Genomic DNA, 23,062 nt, shown 5'->3' on the forward strand with positions numbered 1-23,062 from the left:
AATAGCGACGGCTTCACAACCGAACGAATGGCTGCAGCAGCCGTCCGAGCCACCCGCGCAGCTCGAGGTCGCCCTGCATGGCCACCAGGCAAATGCAGATGTCCCCCTCCTCGACGAGCGGCGTGTGATCGACAGTATCGTCGGCTGCGTCAAAATCGCCTGGACCATAGCGGCCGAGATCGTGGCGAAATGCGCCCTGAAGCACACAGGTCCATTCGACCCCGGAATGGCCATGGTGTGGCAGCGAAGATCCGGGCGCAGCCTTCAGCATGAAGACGCGCGTGCCCTCGCTCTCGGGCACCTCGACCTTCCTCCAGTGAACGCCAGGGCCGATCCATCGCCAGCGGCCGACCTCGTAGGGGGCAAGGACACCAGGACAATCGGGCTCCGGCTGATGCAGGGCCGGCGCCGGCGGCGCGGCCTCGTCCAGCCGTGCGAGAGTCTCGTCCAGTGAGCCGGCGCGCGCGGCAGCCGGCGGCGCTCGCTCGACCAATGCACCACCGAACTGCTCGAAAGCCGCCACTGTCGCCCGGCAACAAGGACATAGCGCGACATGGGCGGCCACGACGACGCTGCGCGGCTCGTCGAGCGAGCCCGATGCGAAAGCCAGCAGGGTTTCCTCATCTGGATGATGCGTGATCGTCATGAGTTCTCACCGAGGAAATCGCGCAAGCGCGCCATAGCCAACCGCAGCCGGGACTTCACCGTTCCAAGCGGAATGCCGAGCTTCGTCGCGATGTCGCCATGGGCATTGCCTTCAAAGAATGACAGCTCCACCACGCGGACCTGCTCCTGCGGCAAGCCCTCCAGCGCGGCGCGCACACGGCGTTCGCGCTCGACGGCCTCGAACGGCACGTCGGGCGGATCAGTCTCGGCGGGAAGCATGAGCTCGTACACCTGATGGAGCTGCGCGCGCTGATCTTTTCGAAACCGGTCGATGCGAAGGTTCCTGGCGATGGTAAATATCCAGGCGGACACAGTCGCCTTCTGGGGATCGTAGCTGGCGGCCTTGCGCCAGACCGCGATCAGCGTCTCCTGCGCCAGATCTTCGGCGATCTCGGCCGCTGCCCCGCCCCTCATCAGCACGGTCTTGATACGCGGTGCGTAGAAGCCAAACAGGTCCTTGAACGCCTCGCGATCACCGCGCGACGCTATGGCACGAACCAGGGTTGCGGCTATTTGCGGTGTAATGGACTCAACCCCGCAACGCATGATGGCTTCCGGCCGACTGTCCCATCGCCGCCGTCTCTCCCCTGGTCCCGGCTGACGCCTGCCGTACCCTAGCCTAGCTACTGTACCGGTGGTTTGCATACATCCAGATACGTCCGCCGCCCGGCTTTGGATCACCACGAACGGATGTGATCCAAAGTCGCTTCTCGCCCGTAACTGTGACCGGAACCCAAGTGCCCATCCATGGGGCCAACCACGAGGATGGGGCGGGATGCAGGGCGAGAACGGACCGCGAAAACGGATTGCGGTGATCGGCACGGGCATATCCGGGATGTCTGCGGCATGGCTCCTAAGCCAGCGGCATGACGTGACAGTCTATGAGCGCGACCGCCGGGTCGGCGGCCACTCCAATACCGTCGAGGTTCGTACGTCGGATGGCGTCGTTCCCGTCGACACCGGATTCATCGTCTACAACGAGAAAACCTACCCGAACCTGACGGCGCTCTTTGCTTACCTCAATGTGCCGACGCATGCCTCCGACATGTCGTTCGCCGTCTCGCTCGAGGATGGCGAGCTGGAATATTCAGGTACCAGCCTGAACGGCCTGTTCGCCCAACGCAGCAACGTCTTTCGTCCACGCTTCTGGTCCATGCTCAACGACCTGTGGCGGTTCTATCGCGAGGCACCGCGGGATCTGTCGACGCTCGACGATCTCTCCTCCCTGGAGCAATATCTCGACGCTGGTTATTACGGTCAGGTCTTTCGCAGCGACCATCTGTTGCCGATGGCCGCAGCGATCTGGTCGTCCTCGCCCAGCCTGATGCTGCAATATCCGGCAGCCTCGTTCATTCGCTTTCACGACAATCACGGATTGCTGCAGCTGCGCAACCGGCCGCAATGGCGGACGGTCGTCGGCGGCAGCCGTAGCTACGTCGATTCGCTCACGCATCGGTTCAGGGAGGGCCTCCATCTTCCCCGGGGCGTGACGGCCATCCAGCGCCAAGAGAATGGTGTCGAGGTGAGCGATAGCGGCGGCCACGCCAACCACTTCGATGATGTCGTCGTCGCGACGCATGCTGATCAGGCGCTGACGCTGCTGCAGGAGCCGACGGCAGAGGAGCGGACCCTGCTCGGATCATTTCGCTACAGCCGGAACCGCGCCGTTCTCCATAGCGATCCGGTCTTGATGCCGCAACGCAAGGCAGCGTGGGCGAGCTGGAATTACATCGGAGGCAAGGGCACCACGGAAATTCCAACCGTGACCTATTGGATGAACGCACTTCAACAGTTGCCGACAACAAAGAATTTGTTCCTGACGCTCAATCCACAGATTGAACCAAGAGAAATTTTGCACGAGGAGAAATACGATCATCCGATCTTCGATGCCGAAGCCATGAGCGCACAGCGCAGCCTGTGGTCCTTGCAACGCAGGAGCCGCACATGGTTCTGCGGTTCCTATTTCGGCGCCGGTTTCCACGAGGATGGGCTCCAATCAGGACTCGCCGTTGCAGAAGCGCTCGGCGGCGTCCGGCGGCCGTGGCGCGTTGAAAACGAGTCCGGCCGTATCTACATGAACGATGGGAGCCGTGATCAGACAAGGCCACTTGCCGCATGATATCATCTTCGTGCCTCTACACCGGCCAAGTTGTTCACCGCCGCCTCCTGCCTCGGACGCATCAGCTGCGCTACCGGGTGTTCTGGATGTTGCTCGATTTGAACCAGATCGACAGCCTCTCGAAGCAGCTCAGTTTCTTTTCACGCAATCGCTTCAATCTCTCCAGCTTCCACGACGGCGACCATGGCGACGGCAGTGACGTCTCGCTTTTAGAGCAGATGCAGCGCCTTTTGCGACAAGCAGGGTGTCAGGCCGACCAGCTCACGATCAGGCTGCTCTGCATGCCGCGTATTCTCGGCCACGGCTTCAATCCGCTGAGTGTCTATTTTTGTTACCGACGTGACGGCTCGCTCGAGGCAATCATCTACGAGGTCCACAATACCTTCGGCGATCGGCACAGCTACGTGATGCCGATCCATGGCGCCACGACAGAGATCATCGAGCAGAGTTGCCCGAAGGATTTCTACGTCTCGCCATTCCTGGGCATGGACATGTCCTATGGATTTCGCGTCCGGCCTCCGGCCGCGCAGGTGGAGGTTTCCATCCACGGCAAGGAGGGCGACAAGACGGTCATCACCGCATCGCTTTCCGGGAGACGCCACCCATTGACCGACAGCGCTCTGATCAAGGCCTTTTTCAGCCATCCGCTGCTCACATTGAAAGTCATCGCGGCCATCCATTGGCACGCGTTGCGGATGATCCTTAAGGGCTTTCGCTTGCATCCCCGTAAGCTCGAAGCGCAACGCGCGGTAACGGCCGCGGACGGTCGAGGACTCCAGCCATGAGGTCCAGCTCGTCCACGTTAGCGCCTGATGTCGTCGCCGAGCCCTCGGGGCTGGTAACCCGGATGATTGGCCGGCTACTTCCACCGATTCAATCGGGCCGTCTGCGGCTGGTTCTCCCGAACGGCGAGCAGCTCGAACTTGGCAGGCGAGATTCGGGCGCCCGGGATGTAGGCAGCGACATCTCCGTAACCGTACATCGCTGGCGAGCATTACGGCGCGTATTGCTTTCCGGCGAGGTCGGATTCTCCGACGGCTATATCGCCGGCGATTGGTCCACCAACAATCTGGTAGGCGTGCTCGACTTCATCGTTCGAAACGAGACGGCTTTCGCCAAGGTCGCAACCTCCCGCGCCCCTCGCGTCCTTGATTGGCTCCGGCACCGCGCCCGAGCGAATACCAGGGCCGGTAGCAAAAGGAACATCGCAGCCCACTATGACCTCGGTAACGAGTTCTACCGCCAATGGCTCGATCAAGGGATGAACTACTCTTCCGCGATCTACGATTCGGAGGTTTCGCTGGAGGCGGCGCAGCAAAACAAACTTGAACGAGTGTCCCGTTACCTCGATCTCAAGGGCGGCGAGCGCGTTCTCGAAATCGGGTGTGGATGGGGATCGCTCGCAGAGCATCTGGTTCGCTGCCACGATGCGGCCGTCACTGGGGTTACACTTTCCCGATCGCAGCTAGACTATGCGCAGCTGCGCCTGTCGAGGGAGATCGAAGCCGGTAAGGCTGCCATTCGCTTTCAGGACTATCGCGACATCGACGGGCGTTTTGACCGGATCGTCTCGATCGAGATGTTCGAGGCCGTCGGTGAACGATACTGGCCGCTCTATTTCGAGAAGCTGCGGTCGAGCCTCGTCAAAGGCGGGGTCGCCGTGCTCCAAATCATCACGATCGCGCCGTCTCGCTTCAATGCCTATCGAAACACTCCGGATTTCATTCAGCGCCACATCTTTCCGGGAGGCATGCTGCCGACCGCCGAGATCGTCGAGGAACAGGCGGCCAAAGCCACGCTCAAGGTGACGGGCCGGGAGTCCTTCGGATTGAGCTACGCCCGCACCCTCCGGGACTGGCGCGACCGTTTCATGGAATCGTGGCCGGAAATCGAAACCCGCGGCTTCGACACGCAGTTTCGCCGCATGTGGGAATACTATCTGGCCTATTGCGAAACTGGATTTCGACACGACGCCCTCGACGTGAGCATCTTCAAGCTGACGCACTGATTGTTCCGGCTCCCGTCAGTCTCTTGCTAAACCGGCGTATAAATCACGAGCTTCAGCGCGGGGTCGTCATTGGCTTGAAAGCTCGTGTGCTCGAAATGCAGCACGCCGAGGGTCGGATGGGACATGGTCTTGCGGCCCGACGACGTGCTGCGGATCTCGTGGGCCTCCCACCATTTGACGAACTCCGGACTGCCCTGGCGCAGCCGCGTCAGCAATTCGGCGAAGGCGGGATCGCCGGCCCAGACGTCGTGGGTGGCGCGAAACATCGCCACCATGCCCTTGGCCACGTCCGCCCAGCCCGCACCGTAAGCCTTTCGCGTCTGCTTGTTGGTCATCACCAGGAGCAGTGTGTTGCGATCCTCCTGGGCTAGCCGCCCGAATGCAAAAACCTGCTCGGCGGCGGCGTTCCACGCCAGCACGTCCCAGCGCCGTCCGGTGATGTAGGCCGGATGATTGAGGCTTTCGATCATTCGCCGGATCGGCGGTGGCACGATCTCCGGCACGAAGGCACTCTTCGCGCCATCGCGCGCCAGCGCCTTCAGATGCGCGTGCTCGGTCTTCGTCAGACGCAGCGCACGCGCCAGCGCATCGACGGTGGTGACCGACGGGCTGACGGTGCGGCCCTGCTCGAGGCGAATGTACCAGTCGACGCCGATGCCGGCGAGCTGGGCGACCTCCTCACGGCGCAGGCCCGCGGTACGCCGCCGCCGGCCGGCGGGCAGACCTACGGTCTTCGGCGACAGCTTCTCGCGGCGCGACCTGAGGAAGTCCCCGAACTCGACGCGGCGTGGATCGGCCATGACGTCACTCCCACGATGGAGGGATTTCGTAATACTAGGATAATACCAGGCCTTCTTGTCCCTTCAAGGGCGGCGCATATGGGCTTCACCCCGACCTTGAGGTGAACACATGAAAGCCGCCGTACTCAAATCCTTCGGAACGCCGCTGGTGATCGAGAATGCCCCGGAACCGGTGCTCGGCACCGGCGAGGTCATCGTCGATGTCGTCGCCACGCGCGTGCTGTCCTACATGAACGAGGTCTTCAGCGGGATGCGCAATTATGCCCTCGACCTGCCGATCATCCCGGGCCCGGGCGGCATCGGCCGGGTGCGCGCGATCGGCCCGGACGCAACCAGGCTCGCGATCGGCGACTGGGTATTCTGCGATCCGACAGTGCGGTCGCGCGACGACGCCGTTGCGCCCGACATCGCGCTGCAAGGACTGACTGCCGCAGGTCTAGGCGGCATGCGTCTGCAGCAGCATTTTCGTCACGGCTCGTTCGCCGAGCAGATGCGCCTGCCGACCGAGAACGTCAAGCGCCTCGGCGCGATCACGTCGGAGCAGGCCACGCAATGGTGTGCGCTGGGGACGCTGCTGGTGCCCTATGGCGGTTTCCTCGCCGCCGACCTGAAACCGGGCGAAACCGTGCTGGTGAGCGGGGCCACCGGCAATTTCGGCAGCGCGGCGGTGTCGGTCGCGCTGGCGATGGGCGCGGCCTGCGTGGTGACGCCGGGCCGCAACGAAAAGATCCTCGCCGACCTCGTCCGCCGCTTCGGCTGCCGCGTGAGGCCGGTCAGGCTCAGTGGCAACGAGGACGAGGACTGCGAGGCGATGAAGCGCGCCGCGCCCGGGCCGATCGATTGCGTATTCGACATCATGCCGCCCTCGGTGAGCCCGAACGTGGTGCGCGCGGCCGTCATGACCGTGCGCGCCTACGGCCGCGTCGTGCTCATGGGCGGCGTCGGCATGGCGGGCGGTCCGGGGCTCGAGCTGCCCTACCCCTGGATCATGCGCAACTGCATCAGCATCCACGGCGTCTGGATGTATCCGCCGGACGCAGCAAGCCGCCTGATCGCACTGGTGCGATCCGGGCTGTTGCGGCTCGACGAATACGAGACGACGGCCTTCGGTCTCGATCACGCCAACGAGGCCGTGGAGCATGCCGCGGCCAATGGCGGACCGTTCAAATTGACGGTGATCAGGCCGTAAGCGGCCGCCGCTGCGGCGATGCGCCGTCGCAGCGGTTTTGCCCGATCCATCAAATAGCTGGAAGGCGTCACCCCGATCATAGCCGCCGGTGTCCGGCTACTGTGCATGGGGTTGTTTCGCAGTTTTTGTTATTCGAGCTCGACGACCTGGCCGTTCGACAGCGACACGCGCCGGTCCATGCGGCCGGCGAGCTCCATGTTGTGGGTCGCGATCAGCATCGAAACTTGCGTGGCCTTGACCAGCTGCATCAGGGCCTGGAACACATGGTCCGCGGTGTGCGGATCGAGATTTCCGGTCGGCTCGTCCGCAAACAGCACGCGCGGCGCGTTCGCAACCGCCCGCGCGATGGCGACGCGCTGCTGCTCGCCGCCCGACAGTTCCGCGGGGCGATGGGTGATGCGGTCGCCGAGCCCGAGATAGCCGAGGATCTCCTTGGCGCGCTTGACGCTCTCGGACTTCTTCAGGCCGCGGATCATCTGCGGCATCATCACGTTCTCCAGCGCCGAGAACTCCGGCAAGAGCCGGTGCGACTGGTAGACGAAGCCGATATCGGTGCGGCGCAACTGGGTGCGCTCGATGTCGGGCAGTTGCGAGGTCGGCGCGCCGTTGACATAGACCTCGCCGGAATCGGGCGCTTCGAGCAGGCCCGCAATGTGCAGCAGCGTCGACTTGCCCGAGCCCGATGGCGCCACCAGCGCGACCGATTGCCCGGCCCACAGCGCGAGCTTGGCGCCGTCGAGGATCGTCAGCGGCACCTCGCCCTGCAAGTACTGCCGCTTTATCTCGTGGAGATAAATGACCGGTACATCTTCAGCCCCATGCTGCTGCTCCATCAGCCCCTCACTCGTACCGGAGCGCTTCGACCGGATCGAGGCGCGCGGCGCGCCACGACGGGTAGAGCGTCGCCAGGAACGACAGCGTCAGCGCCATGATGACGACGGCCGAGGTCTCGCCGACGTCGATCTCGGCGGGCAGTTTCGACAGGAAGTAGAGCTCCGGCGAGAATATCTCGGTGCTGGTGAGCCAGGACAGGAATTGCCGGATCGATTCGATGTTGAGACAGATCACGAGGCCAACGAGGAAGCCGACCAGCGTGCCGACCACGCCGATCGAGGCGCCCGTGATCAGGAAGATGCGCATGATCGAGCCTTGCGAGGCGCCCATCGTGCGCAGGATCGCGATGTCGCTGCCCTTGTCCTTCACCAGCATGATCAGGCCGGAGACGATGTTCAGCGCCGCGACCAGCACGATCATGGTCAGGATCAGGAACATCACGTTGCGCTCGACCTGGAGCGCGTTGAAGAAGGTCGAGTTGCGCTGCCGCCAGTCGACCAGGAACACAGGCCGGCCCGCGGCCTCCGTCACCGCCTGACGAAAAGCGACGATGCGATCGGGGTTGGTGGTGAACACCTCGATCGAGGTGACGTCGTTGCTGCGGTTGAAATAGGCCTGCGCTTCGGCGAGCGGCATGAATACGAAGCCGAGATCGTATTCGGACATGCCGATCTCGAACACGGCGACGATCTTGTACGGCTTGATGCGTGGCGTGGTGCCCATCGGGGTGACCGCGCCCTTCGGCGCCACCAGCGTGATGCTGTCGCCGGCGTGCAGCGACAGCTGGTCGGCAAGGCGCCGGCCGATCGCGACCCCCTGCCCGTCGTCAAAGCCCTCGAGCGAGCCCTGCTTGATGTTCTTGGCGATCGAGGTGAGGTTGTTGAGGTCGTCGGAGCGGATGCCGCGCACCAGCACGCCCGAGGCGTTCCACGGCGAGGACGCCAGCGCTTGGCCATCGACCACGGGGGCCGCAAGGCGGATGCCCTGGACCTGGCTGAGGCGGTCGGCGACGTCTTTCCAGTCCGTCAGCGGCGATTCCAACGGCTGCACCAGGATGTGGCCGTTGAGGCCCAAAATCTTGTCGAGCAGTTCTTTCCGGAAGCCGTTCATGACGGCCATCACGATGATCAGCGTCGCCACGCCCAGCATGATGCCGAGGAAGGAGAACCCGGCGATCACCGAGATGAATCCCTCCTTGCGGCGTGCCCGCAAATAGCGCGCCGACAACATCCACTCGAAGGGCGCGAAAGGCGCGGTTGGCTTGGTCTCTGTCATGGTTTCATCCATCGCTCGATAATCCCATGATTCGGGGTCAAATGTGGCCGGATTACCGGCCCACTATCGCGCGATGAACACTATTCAACCGACCAGCCGGGCGACCGCGTCCGCAGGCGACATGGTCTCGCGGGAGCCGTCGCTGCGCTTCTTGATCTCGACCTTGCCGTCCGCGAGACCCTTGGGGCCGATCATGATCTGCCAGGGAATGCCGATCAGGTCTGCGGCGGCGAATTTGGCGCCGGCGCGCTGGTCGGTGTCGTCATAGAGCACGTCGACGCCCTTGGCCTGGAGCTCGGCATAGAGCTTCTCGCAGGCCGCATCGACTGCGGCATCGCCCTGCTTGAGATTGAGGATCGACACGCGGAATGGGGCCACCGCCTCCGGCCATTTGATGCCAGCATCGTCATGGCAGGCCTCGATGATGGCACCGAGCAGGCGGGAGACGCCGACGCCGTAGGAGCCGCCGTGGATCGGCACGTCGACGCCGTCAGGCCCGGCCACCAGCGCCTTCATGGCGTCGGAATATTTCGTGCCGAAATAGAAGATCTGGCCAACCTCGATGCCGCGGGTGTTCACCCGCTTGTCTTCGGGCACTTCCTGCTCGAACCGCGCGGCGTCATGGACGTCCTCGGTGGCGGCATAGACCGAAGTCCATTGCTTGATAATCGGCGTCAGGTCGCCTTCATAATCGACGTCCTCGCCCGGCACCGGCAGGTCCAGCACGTCGCGATTGATGAACACGCCGGATTCGCCGGTCTCAGCCAGCACGATGAATTCGTGGCTGAGATCGCCGCCAATCGGGCCGGTCTCGGCGCGCATCGGGATCGCTTTCAGCCCCATCCGCGCGAAGGTGCGCAGGTAAGCGACGAACATCTTGTTGTAGGCGACGCGCGCCGCAGCTTCGTTGAGGTCGAAGGAATAGGCGTCCTTCATCAGAAACTCGCGGCCACGCATCACGCCGAAACGCGGACGCTGCTCGTCGCGGAATTTCCATTGGATATGATAGAGATTGAGCGGCAGGCTCTTGTAGGATTTCACGTAAGCGCGAAAGATCTCGGTGATCATTTCCTCGTTGGTCGGCCCGAACAGCAGCTCGCGCTTGTGGCGGTCGGCGATGCGGAGCATCTCCGGGCCATAGGCGTCATAACGGCCGCTCTCGCGCCAGAGATCGGCGAGCTGGAGCGTCGGCATCAACAGTTCCAGCGCGCCGGCGCGGTCCTGCTCCTCGCGCACGATCTGCTCGATCTTCTTGAGCACGCGGAAGCCGAGCGGCAGCCAGGCATAGATGCCGGCGGCCTCCTGCCGGATCATGCCGGCCCGCAGCATCAGCCGATGCGAGACGATCTCCGCCTCTTTCGGATTTTCCTTCAGAATGGGCAGAAAGAACCGCGACAACCGCATGGCAATACTCAAGGAATCAGTGATGGCCTGCAGTGAAAGCGGATTGAGAGCGAAAACACAAGACCGGGAATGAGGAAAAGCCGCTAACGCAGCGAAATTCCTGTCATTTTTCCGTTGCCTTCAGGTTCGACTTGAACGCTGTACGCCTCAAGGCGGCGCCACCTCAAGATCGTCCTCGAGCGTGATCTTCTCGAAATCGGTGACCAGCGCATCGATCCGCACACGCCAGCGGCCGGCGAAGGGCAGCTCGACCTTGCGCACATGCCAGTAGCCGTCAGGCCCGAGCGAAGCGTCCCGCTCCATCGGCTCGATGCCGCGCTCGGGCAGGCTCAGGGTCAGCGTCACCTCCTTGGCCGTGAGCGGCGCCGCCTCGCCCGTCATGAGCTGGAGCACGAAGTCATCAGCGCCCGCCTTGCCGGGCGAGACCAGGACCTGGAACATCGCCTTGTCGGTGTGGATGTGGATCGCCAGCGGCGTTTCGGGAACGATCGTCCGCGGCGGCGGCGTGAAGCGCCAGCCGGCGACGACGGCAAGGATGGCGAGTGCAATCGCACCTTCCAGCAGGATCGAGCGCTTCAGCGCGGGCGTCGCATTCTCGCCCCTAGCCAGGGCCGGTGTCAGCCGGAACCGATTGAGCGCGGCAAGCGCCAGCAATCCCGTGACAAACACAAGCTTGATCGAGAGGATCATCCCGTAGCGGGTCTCGACCAGCGCTGCCGGCTTGTCGAGCTGAACGATCGCGAGTGCGAGGCCGGTCAAGGCCAGCACGCCGACCGCCAGCGCAGCAATGCGGGAGAAGCGGTTCACGACGGGAAGCGTTGCGCTCGTCGGCTTCGACACCAGCGCGACGAGCGGCGCGAGGGCGCCGATCCAGATGCTGACGCCGAGGCCGTGGAGAAAAATCGCCGGCCGGATCAACGCCTCCGGCGGGGCCGTTGCAGCGTGCCCGGTCATGGCGAGCGACAGACCGACGCCGACAAACGCGATGATCGCAAGCGCGCGCACATACCATGCGCTGCGCAGCGACATCAGCGCGAGCAGCATCGCTGCGATGGCCACCATCAGCGCGGGGCCGGCGCTGGTCGCGAACGCGACCTTCCAGGGGGCTATCGTCGCGAGCGCCGCTGGCGGCAGCCCGAGGAGATCGAGGCCCAGTGCGCCAAGGGACGCGATGGCGCAGGGAATGCCGATGGCGAGCGCCAAGCGCGGGACGGTCATCCCGATCATCGACCACGCGATCCAGCGCGCAAAGAACACGCCGCCGACGCCGACAAACAGGCCGAGGTAGAGACCGATCCGGGCAAGCCAGATCAGCGCGTTTAACCCGCCATCCGTCGTGACCGGAGGCGTTGTCGCCGTCGGCATGCCGATCGAGAAGATCACCGAGCCCGAGACCGGATGGCCGTCCTCGGAGATCACGCGATAACTGACCACGGACGTTCCCTGCGGCAGGTCCGGTGGCATCACGACCGAGATGGTCTCGCCCGATGCGTTGACCCGCGCATCGTGCCGCGCCCGGCCCGCGCCATCGATCAGCAGAATTGCGCCCGGCGTCACCGCTTCGTTGAAACGCAGTTCCACCGCCTTCGGCGCACTTGCGAGCATGCTGCCGCTCGCCGGCTCGACCGCGACAAGCGCCGCATGCGCCGAGGCGCCGGTCGCAAAGCCGACAACGAGGAGCAGCGTCGCGAGCCCGGCGAGCAGGCGCATCAGGGCTTTGGTAACAATTTCACGCCAGGCGCCGGCGACTTGCCCTCATGCGAATGCCCTGCCCCTTCCGCCGGAATCTCGATCCAGCGGCTGACGCCGGTCTCGCATTCCTGGACGACGGGAAAGTACAGGGTCGTGTTCGGCTTGAGCGCATCGGTCAGCACCGTGTGCATGACGAACTCGTCATAGTTCTTGTCCGGCAGCTTGCCGCCGGACCACGCCACCTCCTTGACGCCGGAGGAGAGCTTGTTGCCGTGATAATCGTACTCAGTGGCATATTTGCCCTCGACCACATCGACGCTCCAACCCGCCTTCGGCATCGGCTTCACCGCGATCACCCCTTCCGGGATCTGCACGCGGATCTTCACCGTGGGCGAACCGGCACAGCCATGCGGCACGGCGAAGACGGCCTTGTAGGACGCGCCGACCGTGGCCTGCTTGCCCTCGAGAAAGACGTGCGCCACCGCGGGCGATGCGGCGAGTGCCGCAATCGCGATCAGGCAAAATCGCTTCGACATGGTTGACCTCCTGAAGCCCAGATCGGCTGCGTCACATCTTCATTCCCGAATGATCCGGCATTTTCTTCATCATCATGCCTCCGCCGCCACCGGGCGCCTGCGCGCCGACGCCCTGGACATCAAGAGAGACGGCGATCTTGCCTGCCTTTTCGAACTCCAGCGTGACCGGCACCTTCTCGCCTTCCTTGAACGCGCCCTTCAGTTCCTGGAGCATCAAATGATAGCCACCGGGCGCAAGCTTCACCGTCTTTCCGGGATCGATCACGAGCCCCTTGTCGAGCGGGCGCATCTTCATCACGCCATTGTCCATCGTCATCTCATGGACCTCGACCTTTCCCGCGATATCGGCGGAAACGCTGACCAGCTTATCCGCCGCCGTCCCCTTGTTCTCGATGGTCAGGTAGCCGCCCGCCACCTTGGCGCCACCAGGCGTCGCCCGACTCCAGGCCTGCGAGATGACGAGATCGCCGGCCTTGACGTCGTCGGCCGCCGCCGGTGCCGCGCAGAGCGCGAGAGCGAACGCCGCGAACATCGTATCTTTCAACATTTTCTTCATATCGGTCTTCCCGGTTGCAGATTGAATTTCAGTGTGCGGCGAGCTGTTGGTCCGACCATTTTTCGAGATCAACCATCTCGGCCGAGCCTTCGATCGTCGTGATGGTCTGGTCCCGCGAGATGAGCATGGTCCGGGGAATGTCTCCCTGCCAGGCAGGATCGATCTCGAACCGCAAACGCTCGACAAAGCCGTCGCTGAAGATGAAGTTCTCGGTCGACGACAACCCCGCTTTATCAAGCATCGATTGCGTCGCAGCCGGAAGGTTCGGCACGAGATCGGCGCTGATCGTGATCACGTCAATCCCGGGATGGTCCTTCGCAAACTGCCCGAGCAGCGGCAGCTCGACCTTGCATGGCCCGCAGGTCACACCCCAGAAATGCACGAGGGTCGGGCGGCCTGCATGGCCCTTCAGCACGCTTTGCCAGGTGCCGCGCTCGAACGGTTTGAGGGCCGGCCGCGCTCCAAGCGCAGACGCCGATGCGATCAGGATAGACAGACCCAGCATGCCTGCAAATCGACGTTTCATGGTTGGTCCTCGATCGCTGTGAGGCGGTAGCCATCCGCCTTCGTCATCCATGACAGGTAGGTCTGCCGGCCATTGGAGACCAGCAAGGGATGGTCGGAAGTATCGGTCGTGCTCGATATCGTCTTCGGCGGCGACCAGGTCTCGCCATCGTCACGCGAAATCGTCATCTGAACCGAAGTCTTCTCGCCATCGAACTCCTTCCACACCATCACCGTTCCCGTCCCGCCCGCAAGCACGAAGGGTCGCGTCGGGTTGCGGCCCGGCTGCCCGATCGCCATGGGCGCGGAGAAGGTCCGGCCTTCGTCGCGCGAGTGCGCGTAGAACAATCCCTTCCGCGCCTTTCCGTTCGTGTACCAGGCGACGTGATAAGTCCCGTTCGGCGCAACGGTGAGGCTCGGCCCGTGGTGCGGACAGGCATTGATCTGCCAGTCGTCGTTGCTGACCCGATGGATTTCGCCCGACGTCGAGACATCGGTGAACGTCATGACCGCGTGATCGCGCACACCCCCGTCGAAAATGTTTCTGAAGATCACGGCCGGCCGCCCCGGCGCCGCGAATGTCAGCCCCAACCGGCAACATTCGCAGGTGTTGTCACGCGCGAGACCTGCCTCCCCGTAGTTGGCGCCGCCGTCGCGCGACGAGGCAAAGAACAGCCCTGCTCCCTCGTACTTCCGTCCCGCTTCCTTCGCGGGAACGCGATTGCGCTTGTCGAGCCACGCCGCGAAGACCGTTCCGTCCTGATCGAGCGCCAGCGCCTCAAACCGCTGGCTCTCGTTGTTTGCCGTGATGGGCTTCAGGTCCGCGAAGCTCCTCCCGCCATCGCCGGATCGTGAGTAGAGCACCTGCCCGTTGAACGCTTCATCCCTGAAGATCGAGAATGCGAGGGCGATGCCGCCCTTGCGATCGACGACGATCTTCGGCCGGGCATCCGGCCCCCAATCAAGGTTCAGCCGCTTCGTCGTGACCTGGATGGGAGCCGAGAAACTGCGTCCCGCATCCTGCGAACTCGCAACCGAGACCTGCCCGCCCGCCATCCAGACCAGCCACAACGTTCCGTCCGGACCGAAGGCAGGCGTCACCTTGGTTGCGCAGCGCAGCGTCGGCTCTTCGCAGGCCGATTCGGAGGCATGCTGACCGTGCATCTGCGCGAGCGCCGTACCTTGCAGAAGCGCGAGAGCGGCTATCCCGAGCAAGCCATTTCGGACCATGGTCCTACTCCCTTCGAGAGCCCGGATCATCTGAACGCCACCTTCATACCTGCAACGAAGGCGCGCGGCGAGCCGGCATAGATCGATCCCGGCGACAAGCTTGCGAGCGCGCTTGCAGAATCCTGAATGCCGGCCGGCGAGACCGTGTTGGTGATATTATTTGCCGAAGCAATATAGGTCCGGTCGAACACGTTTCTGACTTCGAGGAACAGGTTCAAGGATCGGAAGGTGTCGGACACCAGATCGGTCTTGTAGTGAACGTTGACGTTGACCAACTCGTAACCCGGCGCCTTCAGCAAATTTGCATTGTCCATGTAGAAGGAGTCCTTCCACTGGAACTCCACGAAACCTCCGAGGCCGGTCAGCGGCCCGGCGAACTCATCGTAGCCGACCCTGGCCGTGAGCTCGTTGGGCGAGACACCGGGGATCTTGTTACCTGCCCGATTGAAGCTGAACACGGCCCCCTTTGCGATGTCCTCGACATACTCGGTGTAGACCTCGTCGAGATAGGTGTATGCCGCCATGAACCGCCAGCCCGGATAGAACTTCCAGTCAGCCGCGAGCTCGATGCCACGATGCTCGGATCGCGGTGCGTTGAAGGAATAGGTTACGCCAGGTGTCTGAGTAGACTGAGTGACGATCTCGTTGCGGAAGAACTCGTAGAAGCCGGTGGCGCTGAGCTTGAGTGTGTTGTTCGGCGTCCAATCAAAACCGAGATCGTAGCCAAGATTCTTCTGAGTCTGGAGTTGGGTATTGTTGCCCGATAATCCCGTCTGAACGACGAAAAGATTCGAAACCTGCGGCGTGCCGTATCCCGTGGCAACTCGTCCCCGGAACAGCCACTCGTTGTTGAGATTGTAAAGAAGCGCCAGCTCAGGTGCGGTGTTTTGAAACTGCCGGTCCGCCGTCGTGGGTGTTGTCGCAGTAATACCGGTGGGTCCAATGTACGAATAAGCCGTGTTGATGCCCTTGAGAACGGTTGTCTCCCAACCGACGCCGGCGACGGCCGTCAGCGAAGTGGTCAGCTTGAGTTCTTCCCGTGCGCGAACACCATAATTGGTCGTTTCGCTGTAGAGATTGCTCGACAGTCTGCCGAGCGTCGCGTTGCCCCCCGGCATCACGTTTCGCGTGTCGCTCGACGCCGTCAGCGTGTTGTAGAAGGCGCCGAAGAACGCGGTCGACTCCATCCCGAGAATCTCGCCGCGCTTGGTCAGGTCGCTCATGTAATTGTACGACGGAAAATCGCCAATCGCGCTGGTCGTCCCCGTCGGCTGGCTAATGTTCCTGTCGTCGAAGGTGAACTGATTTCGCCATGTCGTGATATTGTCGAAATCGTGCTCCCACCGGCCGCCGACGATGGTCCGGCGGTCGTTACGGCCGAGCCCGGCCTGCACGGCCGTCTCCTTGTCGGTTCCGGCGGTCGGGTTGAAGCCGTTGTTGTTTAGCAAGATCGTTCCACATCCGGCTGCCGCCGTCAGACCGGTTGCGCAGCCCTGCTGAAATGGGTTTTGATAATACTGGCTCAGCGTAGAGCGAAGCGGTAACCGCGCGCTGAGGTCGTTGTTGATGATCTTGACCGTGAAGCGATCGTCCGGCGTCGCCTTGAGCGTGCCGAGGAAGTTGACGGTCTGCGTATTGAACCAGCTGTTGCCGGTATAGCCGTCGCCCCGCGTGTCGCTTGCGAACAGCGAGCCCTCGAAATTGCCGACCTTCTTGCCGGCCGCAAGATAGTTGTTGAGATAGCCGTAGCTGCCGCCGTCGACGCCATATTCGACGCCGTCGATCGTGCCGCCCGGCCGCGTCCGGAAATTGAGCGCGCCGCCGGTCGCGTAGTTCCCGTAGAGCGCCGACGAAGGGCCGCGCACGACGTCGATGGCACCATAGGCGTGGGGATCGATCAGGTCGCTGCGCGACAGGCCGTCAGGCTGCGTCACTGGGAAGCCGTCGTCGAAGATCACGAGATTGCGGATACCAAAGCCGTTCCGGGCGTTGGATCCGCGAATCGAGATCCCGAAATCGCGCGGACCGTTGCCCTGCTTGATCGAGATGCCCGGACTGTCCCGCAGCACGTCGCCGACCGAAAACGCCGGCCGGTTGTCGAACTGGCTGCGATCGATGGTCGTCGCGGTCTGGCCAGCCGGCGCCTGATTGAGGCTATCTCGCGCTGCGCCGGCGGTCACCTCCCAGTTTTGGGTCGGCGCGCTGGCGCTCACGTTCCCTGCGACGGGCCGCGTCGGTCGGCTTGCCGCAGTGGAGCGCTGTCGCGTGGGCCGGGCTATCGGCTTGGGACGGGCGGCCTGCGGCGCCTCGACGGTTACCGGGGGAAGCGCAGTATTGCTGCTTTGGGCAAAGGCTCCACTCGACGACACAAGCAGCGCCGCCTGGATGGCAACGACACTCACGCCACGGCGAGCATGACAATTCAACATGGGCCATTCCTGACGCCGGCTTTCTTACCGGCCATTCGACAGCATCAATCGCCAGCGGACGAACCGCGGCGACCCTGGGGGTCGTCAGGAAATGTGTGGAGGCGCGCGTGCCTGGGCGTGGGAGCCCTTGGGGACGGAAGCAGTCGAGGCATCCGCCTGATGCCACACCACGCGTTCGGCGTGGCGGAAGGGAACAGCGAGCGCAAGCTGCGGCGGCGAATCGAGCGAGGCAGCCGCCTGCGCCAGACAGCAGAGCGCACAGGCACCGGCATGTGCGGCCGGTGTGCCGGTCTGATCGTTCAGACCACCCTGCTCACTCGCGCTGTGGCAGATGACGGCGGCGGACAGCGGATCGGCCACGGCCTGGCCGGCCGCCAGACAGGCGGCAATCGGCGCCAGCACCTGCATCGCCAAGGCGAGCAGGACCAGGGGTAGGAATTTTTGCAGCCGTGAGCGCATCCACCGAACCATTCGTTCGTGCGCTAACTAAACACCTCGCCCGGTCCTGAGTCGAGGTCGGTTCCACCGCCTTCTTGGCCCAGCGCAAATTTCTCGAAAACTGTGGTCGGAGCGCCCCGCGGGAGGAGACGTCCGGCATTTGAGGCAGTCGGGCAACCCTGCCTCATCCACAGATTTCTCATATTTGTCATATGTTTACCTGGTAAATAGCCCGATCATTTCGTTCGTTGCTCTTATTTTGAACAATCGTTGCCGAAAATGATGACAAGTGAGAAAAGTTGATCTAGCATCCCTCTTGCTCAGGCTGAACCGCGAGGTTGAAGTCTGGTGGTCCAAGTCTCGGGAGGAGCCCCTGGCGCGCAAAACGCAGCGTCGCCCCGTCAATTAAGAGCAAATCTTAGAATCGGGGATAATAGGGTCGACACAATTTTCGAGCGGGGCTAGGGCCCCGCTCTTTTTTTGCCTGCGTGGCATCGATGCTGATGAGCGCTTCATCTAATCCAATCGAAGAGAGCTTCGAACTCGCGGCCGCGCGCTGCGCGGATCTCACGCCGCTCGTCTACCAACGGCTGTTCGACCAGCATCCGGAAACGCGGGCGATGTTCCGCACGCAAGGCAGCGAGCTCGTGAAGGGCTCGATGCTGGCGCTGACGATCGAGGCGATCCTCGACTTGGCGGGCGAGCGTCGCGGGCATTTCCGGCTGATCGCCTGCGAAGTGTCGTCGCATGATGCCTATGGCACGCCGCGCGAGTTGTTCATCGCGTTCTTCGCCGTGATCAGGGATACGCTGTGCGATTTGCTCGGCGATGAATGGTCGACTGACATTGCGCAGGCCTGGGACGCGCTGCTCATCGAGATCGACGCCTTCGCTGCCGTTCCAGCCTGACACTTTGCGCTGCACCAAAGCGAACTGCGGCGATCTCACGTTGATTGCAGATTGAGTGGCATCAACTCTTGTGAGAGACTTTCGGAGATCGGTCGCGCAATCAATGACGCGCCGAGATAAAATATATGGGAGCGAGCGATGTCCGGGACGAAAGATTTCTCGACGACGAGGCGCGATCTTCTTCAGGCGGCAGCGGCTGCCGGCGCCGGGGCTGCCCTTTTCGGCAGCATGGGCATAAACCCCGCATTGGCAGCCGAAGTCGGACGCAGCGAGAAGCCGCTGAAGGCGGCGTTCTCCAACGCGGGCCTCCAGGCGACCTGGTGTGCGCAGGGCAAGCAGGCCGCGGAATTCTGGGGCAAGCTGTTCAACGTTGAAGTGACCTGGTTCGACGGCCAGCTCGATGCGGTGAAGCAGCGCGCCGCGATCGACAACATGGCCTCGCAGAAGTGGGATTTCGTCGCGATCCAGGCGTTCGGCATCGGCACCCTCACCCAGCCCGTGCAGAAGATGATCGACGCCGGCACGCCCGTGATCGACATGGACACGCTGATCGCACCGCTCGATCAGATCAACGTGCACTCCTTCCTCGCCCCCGACAACGAGTTCATGGGGGCCTCGGTAACGCAGGCGCTGTGCAACGCCATGGGCGGCAAGGGCAAGATCATCATGACGCAAGGCGCGCTAGGCCATACCGGCGCGCAAGGCCGCGCCAAGGGCTTCAACAACGTCGTGAAGCAATTCCCGGCCATCGAGGTGCTCGACACCCAACCGGCCGACTGGGACGTCTCCAAGACCGCGCGGCTCTGGGAAACCTATCTGACAAAATATCCGCAGATCGACGCGGCGTTCTTCCACAATGACGACATGGCGCTGGCCGCCGCCAACATCATGAAGGCGCGGGGCCGCACCAACATCCTGATCGGCGGCGTCGACGCCATGCCGCCCGCGATCCAGGCGGTCAGCGAGGGCCGGATGTTTGCGACCGTGCGCAATCCGTCATGCCGCATCCATGGCGGCGCCATCATCGCGGGCGTCTCCGCTGTGGTCGGCGGCGAGAAGAGCGGCCAGGGCATTCCGAAGAACGTCGTCACCGACGGCCCGGTGGTGACCAAGGCAAACGCACCTGGGATGCAGTGGATGGAAGATCACTTCCTGATCTGAGCCTCCATGCCTGAGGTACGTACGCCCATCCTGGAACTGCAGGGCATCACGAAGAGCTTTGGCGGCGTCGAAGCGCTTCGTGGTGTCGACTTCGCGCTTTTCCCCGGCGAGATCCACGGTCTCGTCGGCGAGAACGGCGCGGGAAAAAGCACGCTGATGAAGATCATCGCCGGCGTGCACACCGAGTTCTCCGGCCGCTTTCTGATCGACGGAACGGAGGCGCATTTTCGTTCGGCACGCGATGCGCATACGGCCGGGATCGCCATGGTGCATCAGGAGCTTTCTGTCGCGCCCGACCTCACGGTCGCAGAGAACGTCTTCCTCGGCAACCAGCCGACCAACGCCCTCGGCCTCGTGCAATGGCGGCGCATGGCGCGCGAGGCCGGCGAGCAGCTTTCTCGATTCGGTATCGACGTCGATCCGATGTCGCGGCTCGGCGATCTCCCGATCGGGCTGCAGCAGCTGATCGAGATCGCCCGCGTGCTGTTCTCCGGCGCCCGCATCGTCATCCTGGACGAACCGACTTCCGCCCTCTCCCCGCCCGAGGTCGAGCGCCTGTTCGGGACGCTCCGGCGGCTCCGCGAGGAAGGCACGGCCATCGTCTTCATCTCGCATTTCATCGAGGACATTCTTCGCGTGTCCGACACCGTCACCGTGTTCCGCAACGGACGGAAGGTTGCCGAGACTGCATCCGCCGCAACCAGTAAGGGCGCGCTGATCGAGGCGATGATCGGCCGCGGCGGCGAAGCGCTCGAGCACAGCTACAGCGACGACCTGATGCTGCCGCAGCCCGCGGACGGCTCGGTGGTGCTGAAGGTCGACCAGCTCTCGCTCGCCCGCAGCCTGAAGGACGTCTCCTTCGAGGCCCGCGCCGGCGAGGTGCTCGGCATCTACGGATTCATGGGCTGCGGCCAGCAGGAGCTGTCGCGCATCCTGTTCGGCAAGCTGAAACCCGATAGCGGCACCCTCGCCGTCGAGGGCAAGCCAAAGACCTTCGCCAGCACGGCAGCCGCGCGGCGTGCCGGCGTGGCGCTGGTGCCGGAGAGCCGGCGCGCCATGCTGTTCCACCAGGAGCCGGTCTACAAGAACATCTCGATCAGCATTCTCGATCGCATCTCGTCGCTCCTCCTCAAGCCGGCGCAGGAGCGCGACATTGCCAAGCGCCAGGTCGAGCAGTTGCAGATCAGGCCGCCGGTGGTCGGCCTCGATCTCGGCATGCTCTCCGGCGGCAACCAGCAGAAGGTCGCGCTGGCAAAATGGCTGACCTATCCGCCGAAGCTGCTGGTGCTGTGCGAGCCGACCCGCGGCATGGATGTCGGTGCCAAGAACGACGTCATCAACATCATTCGCGACCTCCGCGCCAAGGGGCTTGCCATCATCGTGCTGTCGACCGAGCCGGAAACGGTGCTGTCGCTGGCCGACCGCATCCTCGTGCTCAAGCGCGGCGCAGTGGTGCGGGAATTCAAGAACGAGCCGGTCAGCAAGGACCGCCTGCTGGAAGCGGCGTGACGGAGAAGCACCATGGCGAGCAGTGAGACGGCTTCGGCGGCGGGTAGCCGAGCGCGAGGCCTTGCGCCGTTCCTGCGCTCGCAGATGCGCAACATCGCGCCGTTCCTGACGCTGATCTTCCTCTCCGGCTTCTTCGCGCTCGCCAGCCCCTCCTTCGCGACGCTGGACAATCTCGGCAATATCCTGACGCAAGTGTCGGTCACAGGCGTCATCGCCGTCGGCCTCACCTTCGTGATCCTCTGCGCCGAGATCGACCTCTCGATCGCCAGCATCGCCAACGTCACGGGCATCGCCGTCGCCTACTTCACGCTGCAGGAATCCTATGTCAACATTCCCAACATTCCCCTCCCCGGTGCAGCCGCGATCCTGCTGGCGATCCTGCTCTGCGCGGCTCTCGGCCTCGTCAACGCGCTGGGATTGACACTGATCGGCATCCCCTCCTTCATCATGACCTTGGCCATGATGCAGATCGCCGCCGGCATCTCCGCGATGCTGGTGCGCGGCCAGATCGCCTACAAGGTGCCTGAATTGATCACGACGCTCGGCTCGGGATCGATCGGCGGCATTCCCTGGATCGTCATCGTCGCCGCCATCATGCTGCTGTCGGGACATCTGGTGCTGACCTACACGCGCTTCGGCCGCTACGTCTACATGGTTGGCGGAAATCGCGAGGCGGCCGAATATGCCGGCCTCAACGTCAAGCTCATCCTTGGCGCGGTCATGGTGATCTCGGCGGTGTGCTCCGGCATCGGCGGCATGCTCGGCGTCGCCCATTTCGGCAGCGCGCAGCAGAACGAGTTCGATACCTATCTGCTCGACTCCATCGCCGCCGTCGTCGTCGGCGGCACCAGCCTGTTCGGTGGCCGCGGCGGCATCGGCAACACCATCGTCGGGCTCTTCGTTCTCGGTGTTCTCAACAACGGCCTCGACCACGTCAACATCGACAGTTTTTTGAAGATCCTGATCCGCGGCCTGATCCTGCTTGCGGCGCTGGTCATCAACGTCTACGCGCAGCGGCTGCGGGAAAAAGCGGCGGAGTAGATAGTCGTCAAAACAAAAACTGTGAAAACAACCCCATGCACAGTAGCCGGAATCAGCGAAATCAATGGCTTGCAGGCGACGCCGCGCAATTGCTGATTTTTCGAATTTTCATTTGACGCGTCGGGCAAAACAGGGGTAGGATGTCATGATGGGCGTCGGTGGGCAGCTTCAAGCTGGCCGCGCACGAACTGCACGTGACGCCGGCCGCCGTCGGGCAGCAGGTGAAGGCGCTGGAGGCGCGCCTGGGCGTGCAGCTGTTCGAGCGCCTGCACAAGCAGCTCATCCTCACCGCGGCCGGTCAGGCCTATCTGCCCGGCGTCTCCGAAGGCTTTCGCCACATCGCGGAGGCGACCTCGCAATTGAAACCGGCAGGAGCGGTGCTGCTGCAATTGGGAGTCCATGGCAGCTTCGACCTGCGCCGTCTCGATCTGGCGGCGTTTCGTAGCGCGCATGCGGAGATCGGCTTGCGGGTGCTGCATCCGGCTAATCGTCTTTTAGGAGATGCCTAACATTATCCCCCCGCACAACCGGAGGCGCAATGTTTTTTGCTTTCGCGCTGACCTTCGCGGGCGCTACCATGATCGAGGCTGCCGGATACTTCTTCAAGCTCAACAGGAACCTGATCGCGGGTGTCCGGACGATGACCGGACTCTGGTTTGCGGTCGCGGCCGGTCGTCAAGAGGAGCCGCGCCAGCCGCCTGCGCCGACAGCGTTAACTCTCGGGAGAGCGATGTCTCAAGGCGTGGTGCCGGCATAGTTGAGG

General features: G+C 63.2%; 22 protein-coding genes and 1 pseudogene. 10 read left to right on the top strand and 13 right to left on the bottom strand.

The window, feature by feature from the left end:
- Positions 1-13: 13 nt before the first annotated feature.
- Both IVB29_RS09350 and IVB29_RS09355 read right to left on the bottom strand, forming a co-directional pair.
- A complete protein-coding gene (locus IVB29_RS09350) occupies positions 14-646 on the bottom strand; it encodes a ChrR family anti-sigma-E factor (RefSeq protein WP_247503111.1) in 633 nt (210 codons plus the stop codon).
- On the bottom strand, positions 643-1,311 hold the full coding sequence (locus IVB29_RS09355) for a sigma-70 family RNA polymerase sigma factor (protein WP_247503112.1): 669 nt from the start codon (positions 1,309-1,311) through the stop codon (positions 643-645). Before IVB29_RS09355 ends, IVB29_RS09350 begins: the two co-directional genes overlap by 4 nt.
- Positions 1,312-1,441: 130 nt before the next feature.
- Between IVB29_RS09355 and IVB29_RS09360 the strand changes: the two genes are divergently transcribed.
- The 3 genes from IVB29_RS09360 to IVB29_RS09370 are packed head-to-tail and all read left to right on the top strand — an operon-like array spanning position 1,442 to position 4,793.
- The gene (locus tag IVB29_RS09360; RefSeq protein WP_247503113.1) at positions 1,442-2,785 is read left to right on the top strand and encodes an NAD(P)/FAD-dependent oxidoreductase; all 1,344 of its coding nucleotides are present in this window, start codon (positions 1,442-1,444) and stop codon (positions 2,783-2,785) included.
- Complete coding sequence (locus tag IVB29_RS09365; protein WP_247503114.1) at positions 2,782-3,570, top strand: DUF1365 family protein; 789 nt, start codon at positions 2,782-2,784, stop codon at positions 3,568-3,570. Before IVB29_RS09360 ends, IVB29_RS09365 begins: the two co-directional genes overlap by 4 nt.
- On the top strand, positions 3,567-4,793 hold the full coding sequence (locus tag IVB29_RS09370; protein WP_247503115.1) for a cyclopropane-fatty-acyl-phospholipid synthase family protein: 1,227 nt from the start codon (positions 3,567-3,569) through the stop codon (positions 4,791-4,793). Before IVB29_RS09365 ends, IVB29_RS09370 begins: the two co-directional genes overlap by 4 nt.
- Positions 4,794-4,819: 26 nt before the next feature.
- On the opposite strand, the gene IVB29_RS09375 is transcribed toward IVB29_RS09370, so the two are convergent.
- Entirely contained in the window at positions 4,820-5,593 is a 774-nt protein-coding gene (locus IVB29_RS09375; protein ID WP_247503116.1) for a helix-turn-helix transcriptional regulator, read from the bottom strand.
- 109 nt (positions 5,594-5,702) lie between these two features.
- Here IVB29_RS09375 and IVB29_RS09380 point away from each other — a divergent pair, with 109 nt between their 5' ends.
- Positions 5,703-6,782 (top strand): zinc-binding alcohol dehydrogenase family protein, encoded by a 1,080-nt coding sequence (locus IVB29_RS09380; RefSeq protein WP_247503117.1) that lies wholly within the window; start codon positions 5,703-5,705, stop codon positions 6,780-6,782.
- Positions 6,783-6,910: 128 nt separating this feature from the next.
- Here the strand turns inward: IVB29_RS09380 and IVB29_RS09385 are convergent, their stop codons facing one another.
- The 10 genes from IVB29_RS09385 to IVB29_RS09430 form a co-directional block, all read right to left on the bottom strand.
- On the bottom strand, positions 6,911-7,615 hold the full coding sequence (locus IVB29_RS09385) for an ABC transporter ATP-binding protein (protein ID WP_247503118.1): 705 nt from the start codon (positions 7,613-7,615) through the stop codon (positions 6,911-6,913).
- 7 nt (positions 7,616-7,622) lie between these two features.
- Entirely contained in the window at positions 7,623-8,903 is a 1,281-nt protein-coding gene (locus IVB29_RS09390) for a lipoprotein-releasing ABC transporter permease subunit (protein WP_247503119.1), read from the bottom strand.
- 72 nt (positions 8,904-8,975) lie between these two features.
- Positions 8,976-10,295, bottom strand: a complete 1,320-nt coding sequence (gene proS / locus IVB29_RS09395) for a proline--tRNA ligase (RefSeq protein ID WP_247503120.1) — start codon at positions 10,293-10,295, stop codon at positions 8,976-8,978.
- A gap of 147 nt (positions 10,296-10,442) precedes the next feature.
- Positions 10,443-12,005, bottom strand: a complete 1,563-nt coding sequence (locus IVB29_RS09400; protein WP_247503121.1) for a CopD family protein — start codon at positions 12,003-12,005, stop codon at positions 10,443-10,445.
- Positions 12,005-12,523, bottom strand: coding sequence for a YcnI family protein (locus IVB29_RS09405; RefSeq protein WP_247503122.1), 519 nt, complete (start codon positions 12,521-12,523; stop codon positions 12,005-12,007). Before IVB29_RS09405 ends, IVB29_RS09400 begins: the two co-directional genes overlap by 1 nt.
- 31 nt (positions 12,524-12,554) lie before the next feature.
- Entirely contained in the window at positions 12,555-13,079 is a 525-nt protein-coding gene (locus tag IVB29_RS09410) for a copper chaperone PCu(A)C (protein ID WP_247503123.1), read from the bottom strand.
- A gap of 28 nt (positions 13,080-13,107) precedes the next feature.
- On the bottom strand, positions 13,108-13,605 hold the full coding sequence (locus tag IVB29_RS09415; protein WP_247503124.1) for a TlpA disulfide reductase family protein: 498 nt from the start codon (positions 13,603-13,605) through the stop codon (positions 13,108-13,110).
- Positions 13,602-14,813, bottom strand: a complete 1,212-nt coding sequence (locus IVB29_RS09420) for a sialidase family protein (protein WP_247503125.1) — start codon at positions 14,811-14,813, stop codon at positions 13,602-13,604. The genes IVB29_RS09415 and IVB29_RS09420 overlap by 4 nt, the downstream gene beginning before the upstream one ends.
- A gap of 26 nt (positions 14,814-14,839) precedes the next feature.
- The gene (locus IVB29_RS09425; protein ID WP_247503126.1) at positions 14,840-17,242 is read right to left on the bottom strand and encodes a TonB-dependent receptor; all 2,403 of its coding nucleotides are present in this window, start codon (positions 17,240-17,242) and stop codon (positions 14,840-14,842) included.
- 84 nt (positions 17,243-17,326) lie between these two features.
- Positions 17,327-17,713: a DUF2946 family protein gene (locus tag IVB29_RS09430; RefSeq protein WP_247503127.1), complete on the bottom strand. Its 387-nt coding sequence runs from the start codon at positions 17,711-17,713 to the stop codon at positions 17,327-17,329.
- A gap of 470 nt (positions 17,714-18,183) precedes the next feature.
- Here IVB29_RS09430 and IVB29_RS09435 point away from each other — a divergent pair, with 470 nt between their 5' ends.
- From IVB29_RS09435 to IVB29_RS09460, 6 genes and pseudogenes are all read left to right on the top strand, one after another.
- Positions 18,184-18,588: a globin gene (locus IVB29_RS09435; RefSeq protein ID WP_247503128.1), complete on the top strand. Its 405-nt coding sequence runs from the start codon at positions 18,184-18,186 to the stop codon at positions 18,586-18,588.
- Positions 18,589-18,726: 138 nt separating this feature from the next.
- Positions 18,727-19,749, top strand: coding sequence for a sugar ABC transporter substrate-binding protein (locus IVB29_RS09440; protein ID WP_247503129.1), 1,023 nt, complete (start codon positions 18,727-18,729; stop codon positions 19,747-19,749).
- Between the two features lie 6 nt (positions 19,750-19,755).
- Positions 19,756-21,258, top strand: coding sequence for a sugar ABC transporter ATP-binding protein (locus tag IVB29_RS09445; protein WP_247503130.1), 1,503 nt, complete (start codon positions 19,756-19,758; stop codon positions 21,256-21,258).
- A 12-nt stretch (positions 21,259-21,270) separates the two neighbouring features.
- The gene (locus IVB29_RS09450) at positions 21,271-22,299 is read left to right on the top strand and encodes an ABC transporter permease (RefSeq protein WP_247503131.1); all 1,029 of its coding nucleotides are present in this window, start codon (positions 21,271-21,273) and stop codon (positions 22,297-22,299) included.
- 164 nt (positions 22,300-22,463) lie between these two features.
- Positions 22,464-22,784: pseudogene (locus tag IVB29_RS09455) on the top strand (LysR family transcriptional regulator); the annotation flags it as partial.
- 53 nt (positions 22,785-22,837) lie between these two features.
- Positions 22,838-23,056: a hypothetical protein gene (locus IVB29_RS09460; RefSeq protein WP_247503132.1), complete on the top strand. Its 219-nt coding sequence runs from the start codon at positions 22,838-22,840 to the stop codon at positions 23,054-23,056.
- Positions 23,057-23,062 lie beyond the last annotated feature (6 nt).

Source organism: Bradyrhizobium sp. 1 (genome assembly GCF_023073315.1).
Classification (GTDB): Bacteria; Pseudomonadota; Alphaproteobacteria; order Rhizobiales; family Xanthobacteraceae; genus Bradyrhizobium.